Origin of the sequence: Streptomyces sp. NPDC048361, from assembly GCF_040651795.1 — a bacterium.
GTDB lineage: Bacteria > Actinomycetota > Actinomycetes > Streptomycetales > Streptomycetaceae > Streptomyces.
Genome location: NZ_JBEZKW010000063.1, coordinates 1 through 17,751 on the forward strand (window position 1 = coordinate 1; position 17,751 = coordinate 17,751).

A 17,751-nucleotide genomic window follows, 5' to 3' on the forward strand; every position below is an offset into this window, starting at 1 on the left:
CCTGAAGGGCGCTCGTCCTCAATTGCCGGACGGGCTGACTATGCCCATGCGGGCCGGCACCGAGTAGCTAAGGGGCGCGGGGAACGGCGCGAGACGCGGGGAGGCGTGGTGCGTGGGCGGAAGCGGGGTCGGGGCGCAGGGAACTGCGCGGGGTGGTGGGGGCTCGGCGGGGCCGGCGTGGTGGGGTCCCGCTAGGCTCGGGATACGTACGACGTGGGAGGCGGCCAGATGACCGTGCCGGTACCGGGGCGCAGGAGCAGTACCTTCACACGGCTGCTGCGACATGGTTTCACCGACCTCGCCGCGGCCGAGCGACTCCTGGAGACACCCGAGCTCGCCCCCGTCCGCTCCGACTCCGTACTCCTGGACGCCCTCGGCGCCACCGCCGACCCCGATCTGGCCCTCATCGGCCTGGTCCGCATCGTCGAGGCGCAGGACGACGACGAGCGCCGTGCCCTCCTCGACACCCTCGTCACCGCGAAGCCGCTGCGCGACCGCCTCCTCGGGGTGCTCGGCGCGTCCGAGGCGCTCGGCGACCACCTCGCCCGTCACCCGCACGACTGGCACGCCCTGGTCACCTACGAGGCCGCGGACCTGCACCCCGGCGTCGCCGAGTTCGAGCGGGGCCTGGCCGAAGCCACCGACCCCGTGGCCCTGCGCGTCGCCTACCGGCGCTGCCTGCTCGCCATAGCGGCCCGCGACGTGTGCGGCACCACCGATGTGGCCCAGGCCGCCGCCGAGCTCGCCGACCTCGCCACCGCCACCCTGCGCGCCGCCCTCGCCATCGCGAGCACCGCCGCCCCCGCCGACGCCGACCAGTGCCGGCTCGCGGTGATCGCGATGGGCAAGTGCGGCGGACACGAGCTCAACTACGTCTCCGACGTCGACGTCATCTTCGTGGCCGAGGCCGTCGACGGCTTCGACGAGGGCAAGGCCATGCAGGCCGCCGGCCGGCTCGCCGCGCACCTCATGCGGATCTGCTCGGAGACCACCGTCGAGGGCGTGATCTGGCCCGTCGATGCAAACCTGCGCCCCGAGGGCCGCAACGGCCCGCTCGTACGGACGCTCTCCAGCCACCTCGCCTACTACCAGCGCTGGGCCAAGACCTGGGAGTTCCAGGCCCTGCTCAAGGCCCGCCCGGTCGCCGGCGACGTCGAACTCGGCCAGGACTACGTCGAGGCCGTGGCCCCCCTGGTGTGGCAGGCCGCCGAGCGGGACAACTTCGTCGCCGACGTGCAGAAGATGCGGCGCAGGGTCGTCGACAACATCCCCGCCGCCCAGGTCGAGCGCGAGCTGAAGCTCGGCCCCGGCGGTCTGCGCGACGTCGAATTCGCCGTCCAGCTCCTGCAGTTGGTGCACGGCCGCAGCGACGCCACCCTGCACAGCGGCACCACTCTCGACGCCCTCGCGGCGCTCGCCGCCGGCGGCTACGTGGGCCGCGCCGACGCCGCCCAGCTCGACGAGGCGTACCGCTTCCTGCGTGCCATGGAGCACCGCATCCAGCTCCACCGGCTGCGCCGCACCCACCTCGTGCCGGAGGACGAAGCCGATCTGCGCCGGCTCGGCCGCTCGCTCGGCCTGCGTACCGAGCCCGTCGCAAGCCTCCACAAGGAGTGGAAGCGGCACGCCTCGGTCGTGCGCCGCCTGCACGAGAAGCTCTTCTACCGTCCGCTCCTGGACGCCGTCGCCCAGCTCGCCCCCGGCGAGATCCGGCTCAGTCCGCGCGCCGCCGCGCACCGCCTCGAAGCGCTCGGCTACGCCGACCCGGCCGCCGCCCTGCGCCACCTGGAGGCCCTCAGCTCGGGCGTGAGCCGCAAGGCGGCCATCCAACGCACCCTGCTGCCCGTCCTGTTGGGCTGGTTCGCGGACTCCGCCGACCCCGACGCCGGACTCCTCGGCTTCCGCAAGGTCTCCGACGCGCTCGGCAAGACCCCCTGGTACCTGCGGCTGCTGCGGGACGAGGGCGCGGCGGCGGAGAACCTGGCCCGAGTCCTGTCGGCCGGCCGGCTCGCCCCGGATCTGCTCCTTCGCGCCCCCGAAGCGGTGGCCATCCTGGGCGACCCGGACGGGCTCGCACCGCGCGGCCGCGACCACCTCGAACAGGAGATCATGGCCGCGGTCGGCCGGGCCGAGACCGCGGAGGGCGCGGTCGCCTCGGTCCGCGGGGTCCGCAGGCGCGAGCTGTTCCGCACCACCGCGGGCGACCTCATCGGCTCGTACGGGACCGAGGACAGCCCCGCCGAGGAGGACCCGGGCGCCCTCGTCGACCGGGTCGGCGGCGCGGTCACCGACCTCAACGCGGCCACCATCGCGGGCGCGCTGCGCGCCGCGGTGCGCGCCGAGTGGGGCGACACCCTGCCGACCCGCTTCACCGTCATCGGCATGGGCCGCTTCGGCGGCCACGAGCTGAGCTACGGCTCCGACGCGGACGTCCTGTTCGTGCACGAGCCCCGCGAGGGCGTCGACGAGCAGGACGCGGCGCGGGCCGCCAACCGGATCGTCTCCGAGATGCGCCGCCTCCTCCAACTCCCCGCCGCCGACCCGCCGTTGATGATCGATGCCGATCTGCGTCCGGAGGGCAAGTCCGGGCCGATGGTCCGCACCCTGAAGTCGTACGAGGCGTACTACCGTCGCTGGTCGCTGGTGTGGGAGAGCCAGGCGCTGTTGCGTGCCGAGGTGATGGCGGGTGACGCGGAGCTCGGGGCCCGTTTCATCGAGCTGATCGACCCGCTGCGGTATCCGGTTGACGGGCTCAGCGACGACGCGGTGCGCGAGATCCGCCGGCTCAAGGCCCGGATGGAGTCCGAGCGGATGCCGCGCGGCGCCGACCCCACGCTGCACGCGAAACTCGGCCGCGGTGGTCTCTCCGACGTCGAGTGGACCGTCCAGCTGTTGCAGATGCGGCACGGCTGGGAGCTGCCGGGCCTGCGCACCACCCGCACCCGCGAGGCGCTGGCCGCGGCGCACGCGGCGGGGCTCATCGACACCGAGTCCGCGTCGATACTGGACGAGGCGTGGGTGCTGGCGACGCGGGTGCGCAACGGGGTCATGCTGGTGCGGGGGCGGGCCGGGGACACGTTTCCCTCCGACGGGCGTGAGCTTGCGGCGGTGGGCCGTTACCTTGGGTACGAGCCGGGGCATGTCGGGGACATGCTGGAGGACTACCGCCGCCTTACGCGCAGGGCGCGGGGGGTTGTGGAGGAGCGCTTCTACGGCGCCCACGTCTGACGTTCGGCGGGGTTGGCACCCAGCTCCCCGGGGCTCCGCCCCAGACCCCGGTTCGCGCCTTGAGGGCGCTCGTCCTCAAACGCCGGACAGGCTGAGTATGCCCATGCGGGCCCGCACCGAGTAGTTAAGGGGCGCGGGGAACTGCGCGAGACGCGAGCACGGTCCGCGGACGAAAGCGGGTTGCTGGGGCTCCGCCCCAGACCCCGGCCGCGCCTTGAGGGCGCTCGTCCTCAATCTCCCCCAAGGCCTCAAGGGCCAGGGGGCCCCATGACAGGCTGGGAATGACTCTGCTGGGCACCCTGCCAAGGGCGACCCACCAGGGCCGCGGGGAACTGCGCGACCAGCCCCCACCGGGCCCGCGCCCGAAGGCGGAGTCAGGGACGCGGGGCTACGGACGGGCCGGTTCGTGGGTGCGGCGGCGGGGGGCCGAGGCGCGGACCCGCTGAGGGAGATGGTGCGGCAGCGCCCCGTACCACGTGCGCGAGACCACGAGGCCGAAGGTGAGGCAGAGCAGCCCCCCCACCGCGTCGAGCCAGAAGTGGTTCGCCGTGGAGACGATCACCACCAGCGTGGCCATGGGGTAGAGCAGACCCAGGATCTTCGCCCACGGCGCTGACGCGAGCGCGAAGATCGTCAGGCCGCACCAGGTCGACCACCCGATGTGCATGGACGGCATCGCCGCGTACTGGTTCGACATGTTCTTCAGGTCGCCCGAGGCCATCGAGCCCCAGGTGTGGTGGACCAGGACGGTGTCGATGAACCCGCCGCCGTTCATCAGGCGGGGCGGCGCGAGCGGCGCGAAGAAGTAGCCGACCAGGGCCACGCCCGTCGTCGCGAAGAGCACCAGGCGGGACGCCGCGTAGCGGCCGGGGTGACTACGGAACAGCCACACCAGAACACCGATGGTGATGATGAAGTGCAGTGTCGCGTAGTAGTAGTTCATGCCGACGATGAGCCATGTCACCGAGTTCACCGCATGGTTGACCGACTGCTCCACCGCGATGCCCAGATGGTGCTCGACGCTCCAGATCCAGTCCGCGTTCCTGAGCGCCTGCGCCTTCTGCTCGGGCACGGCGTTGCGGATCAGCGAGTACACCCAGTAACTCACCGCGATCAGAAGGATTTCGAACCAGATGCGTGGCCGGCGCGGACGGCGCAGACTGCGCACCCGGGCGGTAAATCCATTTCGTCCGGGTTCGTTGGTCGTGGGTGAGGCCGACGGTCCCTTGATTGGAGCGGCCGTCCGGCCTTCCAGAGTCTTCACGGTCATGTCACCCATGGGAAGAGAGTCTGCCAGATGCACATACCCCCCGCCGATCATCCTCCGGTCGGGTTCGGTTCGCACCCGGTACTCCCAGAGGACGATGCGTCCCCGACAGGGCTCGGGGTCACGAGGCGGCGTGCGGACGGACGCCGGAGGTTGAACCGCGGACGACCAGCTCCGGCATGAAGACGAATTCGCTGTGCGGCGCGGGGGTGCCGCCGACCTCTTCGAGCAGGGCACGGACGGCGGCCTGGCCCATCGCCGTCACCGGCTTGCGGATCGTGGTGAGCGGTGGGTCGGTGAACGCTATCAACGGAGAGTCGTCGAACCCCACCACAGAGACATCGCGCGGAACGTCGAGGCCGGCCTGGCGGGCGGCCCTGATCGCGCCGAGCGCCATCATGTCGCTGGCGCACACGACCGCGGTGCAGCCCTGGGCGATCAGCGCGGAGGCGGCCGCCTGGCCGCCCTCCAGGGTGTAGAGCGAGTGCTGGATCAGGGACTCCGCCTCGGCGAGGCTCAGGCCGAGCCGGTCCTGCATGCCGGCCGTGAACCCCTCGATCTTGCGCAGGACCGGCACGAACCGCTTGGGGCCGACGGCCAGGCCGATCCTGGTGTGACCGAGCGCCGCGAGATGCGTCACCGCGAGCCGCATCGCGGCCCGGTCGTCGGGCGAGATGAACGGCGCCTGCACCTTCGGCGAGAAGCCGTCCACCAGGACGTACGGGACACCCTGGGCGCGCAACTGCTCGTATCGCTCCATGTCGGCGGTGGTGTCGGCGTGCAACCCGGAGACGAAGATGATCCCGGAGACGCCCCGATCCACCAGCATCTCGGTCAGCTCGTCCTCGGTGGAGCCGCCCGGGGTCTGCGTCGCGAGCACCGGGGTGTAGCCCTGCCGCGTCAGCGACTGGCCGATGACCTGGGCGAGCGCGGGGAAGATCGGGTTCTCCAGCTCCGGCGTTATCAGGCCGACGAGCCCCGCGCTGCGCCGGCGCAGACGTACGGGCCGCTCATAGCCCAGCACGTCGAGTGCGGCGAGAACGGATTCGCGGGTGCCCGCGGCCACACCGGGCTTGCCGTTGAGCACGCGGCTGACTGTGGCTTCGCTGACCCCCGCCTGGGCTGCGATGTCGGCGAGCCGTGCGGTCACGGGATTGGACTGTACCGGTCGCACGTCAGATTGCCCACCAGACGGCGGATTCGCCCGGCAGCACGGCCCTCTCGTCGTCGAACTCGACGGCGGCACTGGTGAGCAACGGCCTTCCGGGCAGGGGCAGTTGGACCTCGTCGGGCAGCGTGTTCAGGGTGCAGACGAAGCCCGGGCGGGTGAAGGCGAGGACACCGGCGGGCGCGGGGAGCCAGCTCATCGTGCCGTCGCCGAGGCCCGGCAGTTCGCGGCGCAGGGCGAGCGCCGCGCGGTAGAGCTCCAGGGTGGAGTGCGGGTCGCCGGACTGGGAGGCGACGCTCAGGCCGCGCCAGGACGCCGGCTGCGGCAGCCAGGGCGCGGCGCCGCCGAATCCGTACGACGGGCCCTCCGCCGTCCATGGCAGCGGTACGCGGCAGCCGTCACGGAAGCCGTCCTGGCCGGACGCGCGGTGGAAGGCGGGGTCCTGGCGCACCTCGTCGGGCAGGTCGGTGACCTCGGGCAGGCCGAGCTCCTCGCCCTGGTAGAGGTAGGCGGAGCCGGGCAGGGCCAGGGTGAACAGGGTGGCCGCGCGGGCCCGGCGCAGGCCCTGTTCGCCGTCGCCGTAGCGGGTGACATGGCGTACGACGTCGTGGTTGGAGAGCACCCAGGTGGTGGGGGCGCCGACCGCGGCGGTGGCGGCGAGCGAGGCGTCGACCGTGGCGCGCATCCGCTCGCCGTCCCAAGGGCAGGTCAGGAACTGGAAGTTGAAGGCCTGGTGCAGCTCGTCGGGGCGTACGTACAGGGCGAGCCGCTCGGGTGAGGGGGCCCAGGCCTCGGCGACGGCGATGCGCTCACCGTCATAGCTGTCGAGCAGTTCGCGCCAGCCGCGGTGGATCTCGTGGACGCCGTCCTGGTCGAAGAAGGGGAGCACCTGGCTGCCGATGAGCTTGGCCTGCTCGCTCGCGCCGATGTCGGGCAGGCCTGCCGCCTTGACCATGCCGTGGGCGACGTCGATGCGGAAGCCGTCGACGCCGAGGTCGAGCCAGAAGCGGAGCACCGAGTCGAACTCGGCGCGCACCTCGGGGTGGTCCCAGTTCAGGTCGGGCTGTTCGGGCGCGAAGAGGTGGAGGTACCAGTCGCCGTCGGTGACCCGCGTCCAGGCGGGGCCGCCGAAGACCGACTCCCAGTCGTTGGGCGGGAGTTGACCGTCGGCGCCCCTGCCGGGGCGGAAGTGGTAGCGCTCGCGGGCGGGGCCGCCGGCCAGCGCGTCGCGGAACCAGGTGTGCTGGTCGCTGGTGTGGTTGGGCACGACGTCGACGATGATCCGCAAGCCGAGGCGGTGGGCCTCACGCACCAGGTCGTCCGCGTCGGACAGCGAGCCGAAGAGGGGATCGACGCTGCGGTAGTCGGCCACGTCGTAGCCGCCGTCGGCCTGCGGGGAGGCGTAGAAGGGGGTGAGCCAGACCGCGTCCGCGCCCAGCTCCTTCACATACGGCAGCCGGCGCGTGATGCCGGGCAGGTCCCCCACCCCGTCGCCGTCCCCGTCGGCAAAGGAACGCACGTACACCTGGTAGATCACCGCGTCGCGCCACCAGCCGCCGGCCCGGCCGGTCTGGTCCTGGGCGACGGCGGGTGTCGTCAGCTCCTGCGTCATGGGGGGTCCCCTTCGAAAATCCTGGGCCTACGGGCCGGCGGGATCAACGCCGATGGCCTCTCGAAAGTAACAGCCTTGCAAGGCCTTGCGGAAGCTTTGCAGGCGCCCGATGGGGGCGCATGGACCTGCCGCACCCCCTTTGACAAGGCGCACAACGGCAACCGTGCGGACACGCCGGCGTAACGATCGACCGCCCTTGCAGAAATTCTTCGCAAGGTCTTTCGGTCTCCTTTCATCCTTGTTACGTTCCTGGCGATCCGGCGCCGTGATTGGAACGGCACCCAGTGAAGGAGTTCTCATGCGACGTGGCATAGCGGCCACCGCGATCGCGGCGGCCCTCGCTCTCGCGGCGACGGCCTGCGGTGGCAGCGACAGTGACGGCGGCACGGCGGACGGCCCCGTCACCATCACCTGGTGGGACACCTCGAACGCCACGAACGAGGCCCCCACGTACCAGGCGCTGGTCACGGAGTTCGAGAAGGCGAACCCCAAGATCAAGGTCAAGTACGTCAACGTGCCGTTCGACCAGGCGCAGAACAAGTTCGACACCGCCGCCGGCGCCAAGGGCGCCCCGGACGTGCTGCGCGCCGAGGTCGGCTGGACGCCCGCCTTCGCGAAGAAGGGCTACTTCGTGCCGCTCGACGGCACCGAGGCCCTCGCCGACCAGGCCAAGTTCCGGCCCAACCTGATCAAGCAGGCCCAGTTCCAGGGCAAGACGTACGGCGTTCCGCTGGTCACCGACACCCTGGCCCTCGTCTACAACAAGGCCCTCTTCGCCAAGGCCGGCATCACCAAGGCACCCGCCACCTGGGGCGAGCTGAAGGCGGACGCCGCGCTCGTCAAGGAGAAGGCCGGCGTCGACGGCTACTGGGGCTCCACCGCCGGGTACTACGCCCAGCCGTTCCTGTACGGCGAGGGCACCGACACCGTGGACACCGCGGCCAAGAAGGTCACCATCGCAAGTGCCCCCGCGGTCAAGGGCCTTGAGGCCTGGAAGGGCCTGTTCGACGGCCCCGGCCTGCACAAGGCGGATGTCACCGCCGACGCGTACGCCCACATCCAGGACGCCTTCGTGAACGGCAAGGTCGCCGCGATCGTCCAGGGCCCGTGGGAGATCACCAACTTCTACAAGGGCTCCGCGTTCAAGGACAAGGCCAACCTCGGCATCGCCACCGTCCCGGCGGGCTCCGCGGGCAAGGCGGGCGCCCCGACCGGCGGCCACAACCTGTCCGTGTACGCGGGCTCCGACAAGGCGCACACGGCCGCCGCGATGACGTTCGTCAACTACATGACCTCGGCCAAGAGCCAGGAGACCATCGCACTGAAGAACTCCACGCTCCCCACCCGCGAGGACGCCTACACCGCGCAGGTCAAGGCCGACCCGGGCATCGCCGGCTTCCAGAGCGTCCTCGGCGCCGCCCAGCCGCGGCCCGAGCTGCCCGAGTACAGCTCGCTGTGGACGCCGATGGACACCACCCTGCCGAAGGTCGCGGACGGCAAGGAGTCGGTCGCCGACGCCACCAAGAGCCTTCAGCAGGACATGGCCAAGCTGGTTCCCGACTTCACCAAGTGAGCCCCGCCGCCGGGCCGTTCCCCCCGGGGGACGGCCCGGCGGTACGCACGTCCGCCGAACTTCCCGGAAAAGGTGTCGAGATGACCGTTGCCGTCGATGGCGCGGCCCCCACGAGCGCGACCACGGTGCGCCCGGGGCCGCGGGAGCGCCTCAGGCGGTCCTGGCAGAAGCACTGGTACGCGTACGCGATGGTCGCGCCAATCGTCGTCGTGCTCGGCGTCCTGGTGCTCTATCCGCTGGTCCAGGGCATCTACTACACGCTCACCGACGCCAACAGCCTCAACTCGGCGCGCACCATCGGCGCCAACCACATCGCGGGCACCTACGAGTTCGTCGGGCTGCACAACTACGCGGACATCCTGTGGGGCCCCACCGCCTGGGACCGGTTCTGGTCGCACTTCATCTGGACGGTGGTGTGGACCATCGCCTGTGTGACGCTGCACTACACCATCGGCCTGGTGCTCGCCCTGCTGCTCAACCAGAAGCTGCGCGGCCGCACCTTCTACCGGATGATGCTGATCCTGCCGTGGGCGGTGCCCACCTTCGTCACCGTCTTCTCCTGGCGCCTGATGCTCAGCGACTCCGGAGTCGTCAACAGCCTGCTCGGCACGTTCCACCTGCCGCAGCCCCAGTGGCTTGAGCAGCCGCACTTCCAGCAGCTCGCCGCGATCCTCGTCAACACCTGGGTCGGCGTGCCCTTCATGATGGTGTCGCTGCTCGGCGGCCTCCAGACGATCCCCGCCGAGCTGTACGAGGCCGCCGAGATGGACGGCGCGAGCGCCTGGCAGCGCTTCCGCCACGTCACCCTGCCGGGCCTGCGCCCCGTCAGCGCCACGGTGGTGCTGCTCGGCATCATCTGGACCTTCAACCAGTTCGTGATCATCTACCTGCTGTTCGGCAACGGCGGCGCCCCCGACGCCCAGATCCTCGTCACCTGGGCCTACCGGCTCGGCTTCGGGCAGCAGCCCCGCGACTTCGCGCAGTCCGCCACCTACGGCGTGCTGCTGCTCTCCATCCTCATCGTCTTCTCCTCCTTCTACCGTCGCTGGCTGGCCCGCAATGAACAGGTCTGATGCCCCCATGGCTACCAAGGTCGTCTCCCGGGACCACGGCCGGCGCCGCACCGCCGTCCTGTCGCACCTCGCGCTGTGCCTCGCCAGCCTCGTCGCGCTCTTCCCGATCGCCTGGCTCGTCTTCGTCTCGCTCGGCCCCGACAAGGACGACTATCTGCACCCGGGCCGCATCTGGTCCAAGCTGTCCTTCTCCAACTACGCGTTCGTCACCGAGCACACCAAGTTCTTCACCTGGCTCGGCAACACCGCCCTGATCGCCGTCCTGACCTGCGTCATCGGCGTGATGTTCGCGGCCACCACCGGCTACGCCGTCTCCCGGATGCGCTTTCCCGGCTACAAGAAGCTGATGTGGGTGCTGCTCGTCACCCAGATGTTCCCGATCGCCGTGCTGATCGTGCCGATGTACCAGATCCTCGGCGACATGGGTCTCATCGACACCTACGGCGGGCTGATCCTCGTGTACTGCTCCACCGCGGTGCCGTACTGCGCGTGGATGCTCAAGGGGTACTTCGACACCATCCCGTTCGAGATCGACGAGGCGGGCCGGGTCGACGGCCTCTCCCCGTTCGGTACCTTCTTCCGGCTGATCCTGCCGCTCGCCCGGCCGGGCCTGGCGGTCGCCGCGTTCTACACCTGCCTCACCGCGTGGGGCGAGGTGGCGTTCGCGTCCACCTTCATGCTCGACGACAGCAAGTACACGCTCGCCGTGGGCCTTTCCAGCTTCGTCAGCCAGCACGACGCCCAGTGGAACTACATGGCCGCGACCGCCGTACTCATCGCGATCCCGGTCTCCGTCATCTTCTACCTGGTGCAGAAGCACCTCGTCACCGGCATGACCGCAGGCGCCACCAAGGGCTGAGCCGGACTCCGCTCCGGCTCAGCAAGCACCAGGTATCTAGGGGGCTTCCTTACCCCCAGACCCCGTTAGGACGACATGACCCAGCACATCGCTGCCCCCCGCCCCCAGACCACCAGCACCCAGTGGTGGCGGGACGCCGTGATCTACCAGGTCTATCCGCGCAGCTTCGCCGACGCCAACGGCGACGGCATGGGCGACCTCGAAGGCGTGCGCAGCCGCCTGCCGTACCTGCGCGATCTCGGCGTCGACGCCGTCTGGCTCTCGCCGTTCTACGCCTCGCCGCAGGCCGACGCCGGCTACGACGTCGCCGACTACCGGGCCATCGACCCGATGTTCGGCACCCTGCTCGACGCCGACGCGCTGATCCGCGACGCCCATGAGCTGGGCCTGCGCATCATCGTGGACCTCGTGCCCAACCACTCCTCCGACCAGCACGAGTGGTTCAAGCGTGCCCTGGAGGAAGGCCCCGGCTCGCCCCTGCGCGCCCGCTACCACTTCCGCCCCGGTAAGGGCGAGAGTGGTCAACTCCCGCCCAACGACTGGGAGTCCATCTTCGGCGGACCCGCCTGGACCCGTACCGAGGCGCCGTCAGGCGATGGGGGCACCTCCCGGCCGGAGGCTGGGGGAGAGTGGTACCTCCATCTGTTCGCCCCCGAGCAGCCCGACCTCAACTGGGACCACCCGGCCGTCGCCGACGAGTTCCGTTCCATTCTGCGGTTCTGGCTCGACATGGGCGTCGACGGGTTCCGCGTCGACGTCGCCCACGGCCTGGTCAAGGCGCCGGGGCTGCCCGACATCGGCGGCGGCGACCAGCTCAAGCTGCTCGGCCACGACGTGATGCCGTTCTTCGACCAGGACGGCGTGCACGAGATCTACCGCTCCTGGCGGACCATCCTCGACGAGTACGACGGCGAGCGCATAGCCGTCGCCGAGGCATGGACCCCCACGGTCGAGCGCACCGCCAACTACGTACGCCCCGACGAACTCCACCAGGCCTTCAACTTCCAGTATCTGGGCTCCCCTTGGGACGCGGCGGCGCTGCGTGAGGTCATCGACGTCTCGCTCGCCGCGATGCGCCCGGTCGGTGCCCCCGCCACCTGGGTCCTGTCCAACCACGATGTCACCCGGCACACCACCCGCTTCGCCAACCCGCCCGGCCTCGGCACCCAGCTGCGCACCCCGGGCGACCGCGAACTCGGACTGCGCCGGGCGCGCGCGGCCACCCTGCTGATGCTGGCGCTGCCCGGCTCCGCCTACGTCTACCAGGGTGAGGAGCTCGGCCTTCCCGACGTCACCGACCTGCCCGACGAGGTCCGCCAGGACCCGTCGTTCCTGCGCGCCGCGGGACAGGACGGCTTCCGCGACGGCTGCCGCGTGCCGATCCCGTGGACCGTCGAGGGCAGCTCGTACGGGTTCGGCAGCGGCGGCAGTTGGCTTCCGCAGCCCGACTCCTGGGCCGGGCTCAGCGTCGAGGCGCAGACCGGTGACGCCGACTCCACCCTTGAGCTGTACCGCCGTGCCATCGCCGCCCGCCGCGCCCACCCGGGCCTCGGCGCCGGCGACGACCTGCGGTGGCTGGATGCGCCGGAAGGCGTGCTCGCCTTCGCCCGTGACGGTTTCGTGTGCACGGTCAACCTGACGGGACGGCTGGTCTCGCTGCCGGTGCCCGGCCGCGCCGTCCTGGCCAGCGGCCCCTTCGCCGTCGACGGCGACCGGTTCGAACTGCCCGGTGACACGACGGTGTGGTGGACGGTGTGAGCCAAGCCGCGCAGCCGGGCGGGCCGCGCCTCGCCGACATCGCGGCCCAGGCCGCCGTCAGCGAGGCCACCGTCAGCCGCGTGCTCAACGGGAAGCCCGGAGTCGCCGACCCGACCCGGCAGCGGGTGCTCGCCGCCCTCGACGTCCTGGGCCGCGAGCGCCCCGCCCGGCTGCGCCGCCGCAGCGCCGGACTGATCGGCCTGGTCACCCCCGAGCTGACCAACCCCATCTTCCCCGCCTTCGCCCAGGCGGTGGAGCAGGTCCTGGCCGGGCACGGCTACACCCCGGTCCTGTGCACCCAACTCCCGGGCGGGGCAACGGAGGACGAGCTGGTCGAGCAGTTGGAGGAGCGCGGCGTCAACGGCATCGTGTTCCTTTCGGGGCTGCATGCCGACACCTCCACCGACCCGGCCCGCTATCTTGCGCTGGCCGAGCGGGGGGTCCCGTACGTCCTGGTGAATGGCTACAACGACGCGCTGCGCGGCCCGTTCGTCTCACCCGACGACCATGCGGCGATGCGCATGGCGGTGGGTCACCTCGCCGACCTCGGACACACCCGCGTCGGGCTCGCGATCGGCCCGTCGCGGTATGTGCCGTCGCGCCGCAAGACCGAGGGGTTCACGGCTGCGCTGGGCGAGCGGCTCGGCCTGCGCGCCGAGGAGGCCGCCGCGTACGTACGGCCCACGCTGTACAGCGTGGAGGGCGGCCAGGTCGCCGCGGGCGCGCTGCTCGACCAGGGCTGCACGGGCATCGTCTGCGGCAGCGACATGATGGCGCTCGGGGTGGTGCGTGCCGCGCGGGAACGCGGACTGCACGTGCCGTGCGACGTCTCGGTGGTGGGCTTCGACGACTCGCAGCTCATCGCCTTCACCGACCCGCCCCTGACCACGGTGCGCCAGCCGGTGCAGGCGATGGCGACCGCCGCGGTCTCCGCCCTCCTGGAGGAGATCGCCGGAACGCCCGTCCAGCGCACGGAGTTCGTCTTCCAGCCGGAGCTGGTGGTACGGGCGTCGACGGCGGCCGTACGGGGACGCGGGTAGGCGGCGGTTGGTGGCTGGACGACCGTCTGCGGCCAGGCCGAGCCGGGCCAGGCCCTGCGGCCAGGCCGAGCCGGGCCAGGCCGAGCCGGGCCAGGCCACGGCCTCAGGCGAAGGCCCGCTGCGTGTCCGCGCCGTCGCTCCACCACACGGCGAGCCGCTGGCGGGTCAGGAGCCAGCCGTCCGGACCCCGGCGGAACTCCCAGTCGTAGGGCCCGCCCATGGAGTAGGGAGTCGCGGTGCCTTCGGGGCAGGCGGCACGGGGGTCGGGCATGGCGCTTCCTTCGATGGTCACTGGGCGCTCGCGGCGGGACGGACGACGATCTCGTTGACATCGACCTCGGCCGGCTGCGCCACGGCGTAGGCGATCGCGCCGGCGATGGCGGACGCGGGGAGCGCCACGGCGCGGTAGGCCTTCATCGCCTCCCGGGCCGCGGGATCGCCCATCCCGTCGGCGAGTTCGGACTCGGTCACGCCGGGGGAGACGAGGGTGACGCGAATGTCGCCCGCGGACTCCTGGCGCAGCCCCTCGGAGATCGCCCGCACCGCGAACTTGGTGGCGCAGTACACGGCTGCGGTGGGCGAGACCTCGTACGCGCCGACGGACGCGATGTTAACGATGTGCCCGCCGCCCCGGGCGCGCATCATGGGCAGCGCGGCCGCGATGCCGTGCAGCACCCCGCGCACGTTGACGTCGATCATCCGGTCCCACTCATCGGTCCTGAGCGCCTCCAGCGGTGCCAGCGGCATCACGCCGGCGTTGTTGACGAGCACGTCGAGCCGGCCGTAGCGCTCGCGGGCGAAGGCGATGAACGCACGGACGTCGTCGGCGTCCGTGACGTCGAGCCCCCGGTGGACCGCGGTACCGCCCGCGGCGGTGATCTCCTGGGCCAGCGCGTCGAGCCGGCCGGTGCGCCGCGCCCCGAGGACCAGCCGGTGGCCGTCGGCGGCGAGCCGTCGCGCGGTCGCCTCCCCGATCCCGCTGCTCGCCCCGGTGATGGCGACGACCTTGGCCGCCCCGGCCGTGTTCCCGGGCCCGCTCCCGGCCCCTGTGCCGATCCCTGCCGCCAGCCCTGCTGTCGTCCCTGTCACGCCAATTCCCCTTGCTTGTGAGGCCGTTGACGGGCGTGCCGGCCCGTCCCTCTGCCCCACCGAGTCTGGGCGGCCCGCACACCGCCGACCAGGGCGAACGCTGCCCGGGTGCACCACACCCAGGCGGCGGGCCGCGTCCGCGCCTAGCCTGAGCGGCATGATCGACAACCGCTTGGGAGAGTTCCTGCGCGCCCGCAGGGCCCGTGTACGGCCGCAGGACGTCGGCATGGTGAGCCACGGCGTGCGCAGGGTCGCCGGGCTGCGCCGCGAAGAGGTCGCCGTGCTCGCCGGGGTGAACGTGGATTACTACACCCGCCTGGAACAGGGCCGCGAGCGGCACCCCTCGGCGCCCGTACTCGACGCGCTCGCCGACGCCTTCCGTCTCGGCCCCGACGCCCGTACGCATCTGCACCGGCTGGCCGGGACCACCCCGGGCCGTCGGATCACCCCCACCACGGACCGCGTCGGCCCGGCGCTGAGCCGGCTGATGGACGCGTATCCGGGCGCCCCGGCGTTCGTCGTCAACGGCGCCCTGGACATCCTGGGGTGCAACGCCCTGGCCGAGGCGCTGCACGCCCCCTTCGCCCGCGCCGACAACCTGGCCCGGATGGCCTTCCTCGACCCGGCGGGCCGGCCGTTCTACGCCGCATGGGACCGCACGGCGCGGGCGGTCGTGGGCCATCTGCGGCTGACGGCGGGCCTCGACCCGGACCAGCCGCGCCTGCGGGAGGTCGTCGGTGTCCTGACCGAACACAGCGCGGAGTTCACCCGCCTGTGGAACGCCCACGAGGTGCAGGGCAAGACCCAGGACGCCAAGCAGTTGCTCCACCCGGACGTCGGACCGCTCACCCTCACCTACCAGGCGTTCGACGTACGGGACGCTCCGGGCCAGCAACTCGTCGTCTACCAGGCCGAACCCGGCAGCCCCAGCGCCCAGGCGCTCGGCCTGCTCGGCTCGCTGCACGCGTCCCCGGCCCGCCCGTCCGTGGACCGCCCACCGGGCGGTGAGGCGCCGCACCCCGCCGGCACCCGTGCGGCTTCCCCCGACAGGTCGTCCGTGTCCGAGGCCGGGGACCCGCCTGAACGGGCCCCGCGGAGCCCCGCATTCCGTCCCTGCTGGGCCCCTAGGTACGTGAAACTTCTTACAGAACGGCAACCTCCCGTTTCCGGATTCTGCCCAAACCGTTGACCTGGCCCTTCCCTCCCTCCTACGGTCACCTGCTCAGAAGCGCTTTCAGTCTTGCAGCAAGAACATGCAATCCCCACTGAGAGACCTCCCCGAGCCGCAGGAGGATCCGCCCCCATGAACTCCCCCCGCAGGAAACGCAGAACGGCGTCAGCCCTCGCCCTCACCACGGCCGCCGCCGCGGTCTTCCTGGCCGCGCCCGGCGTCCCCACCGCCGCCGCATCGGCCCCCGGTGACCGGGACGTCACCGCCGAACTCTTCGAGTGGCGCTACGACTCGGTCGCCCAGGAGTGCACCTCCACCCTCGGCCCGGCCGGTTACGGCTACGTCGAGGTGTCACCCGCCACCGAGCACATCCAGGGCAGCCAGTGGTGGACGTCGTACCAGCCCGTCAGCTACAAGATCGCCGGCCGCCTCGGGGACCGCGCGTCCTTCCAGCACATGGTCGCCACCTGTCACGCGGCCGGCGTGAAGGTCGTCGCCGACGCCGTCATCAATCACATGGCCGCCGGCTCCGGCACCGGCACCGGGGGCTCCCCGTACACCAAGTACAACTACCCGGGCACATACCAGTCCGCCGACATGGACGACTGCACCAGCCAGGTCACCAACTACGCCGACCGCTGGAACGTGCAGCACTGCGAGCTGGTCGGGCTCGCCGACCTCGACACCAACGAGCCGTACGTCCGCACCCGGATCGCCCAGTACCTCAACGACCTCCTCTCGCTCGGCGTCGACGGGCTGCGCATCGACGCCGCCAAGCACATCGCCGCCGAGGACATAGCGGCCATCAAGGCGCAGCTCACCAACCCCGGCGTCTACCTCAAGCAGGAGGTCATCTACGGCGCGGGCGAGGCTGTCCAGCCCTCCGAGTACCTGGGCAACGGCGACGTCCAGGAGTTCCGGTACGGACGCGACCTCAAGCGGGTCTTCACCGGCGAGAAGCTCGCCGAGCTGAAGAACTTCGGCGAGGCCTGGGGATATGTGCCGAGCGCGCAGGCCGGGGTGTTCATCGACAACTGGGACACCGAACGCAATGGCTCCACCCTCACCTACAAGGACGGCGCGGACTACGCCCTCGCCAACGTCTTCATGCTGGCCTGGCCCTACGGCTCGCCCGACGTCCACTCGGGGTACGAGTTCTCCGACAACGACGCCGGGCCGCCCAACGGCGGTACGGTCAACGCCTGTTACGCCGACGGCTGGAAGTGCCAGCACCGGTGGCCGCAGATCCAGAGCATGGTCGGCTTCCACAACACCGCGCGCGGTGAGTCCGTCACCAACTGGTGGGACAACGGTGCCAACCAGGTGGCGTTCGGCCGGGGCGCCAAGGCGTACGTCGCCATCAACCACGAATCCACCGCGCTGACCCGCACCTTCCAGACCGCGCTGCCCGCCGGTGACTACTGCGACGTGCAGAGCGGCAAGGGCGTGACGGTCGACTCCGGCGGCCGCTTCACCGCCACCCTGGCCCCCGACACCGCGCTCGCCCTGCACATCAACGCCCTTTCGTGCGGCGGAAGTTCGGCCCCGGGCAGCGGCAACGGCGGCGGCACCACCGCGTCGGGCGCCTCGTTCTCCGTCAACGCCACCACCGTCGTCGGCCAGAACATCTACGTCACCGGTGACCAGAGCGCGCTCGGCGCCTGGAACACCGCCGCCGCCCTCGAACTCGACCCCGCGAGCTACCCCGTGTGGAAGCTCGGCGTCGCGCTGCCCGCCGGCACGTCGTTCGCGTACAAGTACCTCCGCAAGGACGCGAACGGCCAGGTCACCTGGGAGAGCGGCGCCAACCGCACCGCCACCGTGCCCGCCGACGGCAAGGTCACGCTGAACGACACCTGGCGCAACTGACCCCGCGCCCCCTCGAACCGGGCCGCCGGAGCCTTTCACCCCGC

At 71.3% G+C, this 17,751-nt stretch carries 12 protein-coding genes and 1 pseudogene; 8 read left to right on the top strand and 5 right to left on the bottom strand.

The window, feature by feature from the left end:
• Positions 1-228 precede the first annotated feature (228 nt).
• Positions 229-3,228: a bifunctional [glutamine synthetase] adenylyltransferase/[glutamine synthetase]-adenylyl-L-tyrosine phosphorylase gene (locus AB0D31_RS28430; protein WP_362728348.1), complete on the top strand. Its 3,000-nt coding sequence runs from the start codon at positions 229-231 to the stop codon at positions 3,226-3,228.
• Between the two features lie 388 nt (positions 3,229-3,616).
• On the opposite strand, the gene AB0D31_RS28435 is transcribed toward AB0D31_RS28430, so the two are convergent.
• The 3 genes from AB0D31_RS28435 to AB0D31_RS28445 all read right to left on the bottom strand — a co-directional run bounded on the left by AB0D31_RS28435 (position 3,617) and on the right by AB0D31_RS28445 (position 7,275).
• Complete coding sequence (locus AB0D31_RS28435; RefSeq protein WP_362728350.1) at positions 3,617-4,507, bottom strand: phosphatase PAP2 family protein; 891 nt, start codon at positions 4,505-4,507, stop codon at positions 3,617-3,619.
• Positions 4,508-4,616: 109 nt separating this feature from the next.
• Positions 4,617-5,645, bottom strand: a complete 1,029-nt coding sequence (locus AB0D31_RS28440; protein WP_362728352.1) for a LacI family DNA-binding transcriptional regulator — start codon at positions 5,643-5,645, stop codon at positions 4,617-4,619.
• 25 nt (positions 5,646-5,670) lie between these two features.
• On the bottom strand, positions 5,671-7,275 hold the full coding sequence (locus tag AB0D31_RS28445) for a glycoside hydrolase family 13 protein (protein WP_362728354.1): 1,605 nt from the start codon (positions 7,273-7,275) through the stop codon (positions 5,671-5,673).
• 298 nt (positions 7,276-7,573) lie between these two features.
• Here AB0D31_RS28445 and AB0D31_RS28450 point away from each other — a divergent pair, with 298 nt between their 5' ends.
• From AB0D31_RS28450 to AB0D31_RS28470, 5 genes are all read left to right on the top strand, one after another.
• Positions 7,574-8,848 (top strand): extracellular solute-binding protein, encoded by a 1,275-nt coding sequence (locus tag AB0D31_RS28450; protein ID WP_362728356.1) that lies wholly within the window; start codon positions 7,574-7,576, stop codon positions 8,846-8,848.
• A gap of 80 nt (positions 8,849-8,928) precedes the next feature.
• Complete coding sequence (locus AB0D31_RS28455) at positions 8,929-9,921, top strand: sugar ABC transporter permease (protein ID WP_362728358.1); 993 nt, start codon at positions 8,929-8,931, stop codon at positions 9,919-9,921.
• A 7-nt stretch (positions 9,922-9,928) separates the two neighbouring features.
• Positions 9,929-10,780 (top strand): carbohydrate ABC transporter permease, encoded by an 852-nt coding sequence (locus AB0D31_RS28460; protein ID WP_362728360.1) that lies wholly within the window; start codon positions 9,929-9,931, stop codon positions 10,778-10,780.
• A 75-nt stretch (positions 10,781-10,855) separates the two neighbouring features.
• Complete coding sequence (locus tag AB0D31_RS28465) at positions 10,856-12,538, top strand: glycoside hydrolase family 13 protein (protein WP_362728362.1); 1,683 nt, start codon at positions 10,856-10,858, stop codon at positions 12,536-12,538.
• Complete coding sequence (locus AB0D31_RS28470) at positions 12,526-13,578, top strand: LacI family DNA-binding transcriptional regulator (RefSeq protein ID WP_362728364.1); 1,053 nt, start codon at positions 12,526-12,528, stop codon at positions 13,576-13,578. The genes AB0D31_RS28465 and AB0D31_RS28470 overlap by 13 nt, the downstream gene beginning before the upstream one ends.
• Positions 13,579-13,681: 103 nt before the next feature.
• Here the strand turns inward: AB0D31_RS28470 and AB0D31_RS28475 are convergent, their stop codons facing one another.
• Together AB0D31_RS28475 and AB0D31_RS28480 are read right to left on the bottom strand one after the other, a co-directional pair.
• A complete protein-coding gene (locus tag AB0D31_RS28475; RefSeq protein WP_362728366.1) occupies positions 13,682-13,849 on the bottom strand; it encodes a hypothetical protein in 168 nt (55 codons plus the stop codon).
• A 17-nt stretch (positions 13,850-13,866) separates the two neighbouring features.
• Positions 13,867-14,634, bottom strand: a complete 768-nt coding sequence (locus tag AB0D31_RS28480; RefSeq protein WP_362728401.1) for an SDR family oxidoreductase — start codon at positions 14,632-14,634, stop codon at positions 13,867-13,869.
• Positions 14,635-14,824: 190 nt separating this feature from the next.
• On the opposite strand from AB0D31_RS28480, the pseudogene AB0D31_RS28485 reads away from it, so the two are divergent.
• Positions 14,825-15,637, top strand: a pseudogene (locus AB0D31_RS28485) (helix-turn-helix transcriptional regulator); the annotation flags it as partial.
• A gap of 333 nt (positions 15,638-15,970) precedes the next feature.
• Positions 15,971-17,707 (top strand): carbohydrate-binding module family 20 domain-containing protein, encoded by a 1,737-nt coding sequence (locus tag AB0D31_RS28490; protein ID WP_362728368.1) that lies wholly within the window; start codon positions 15,971-15,973, stop codon positions 17,705-17,707.
• The last annotated feature ends 44 nt before the right edge of the window (positions 17,708-17,751 follow it).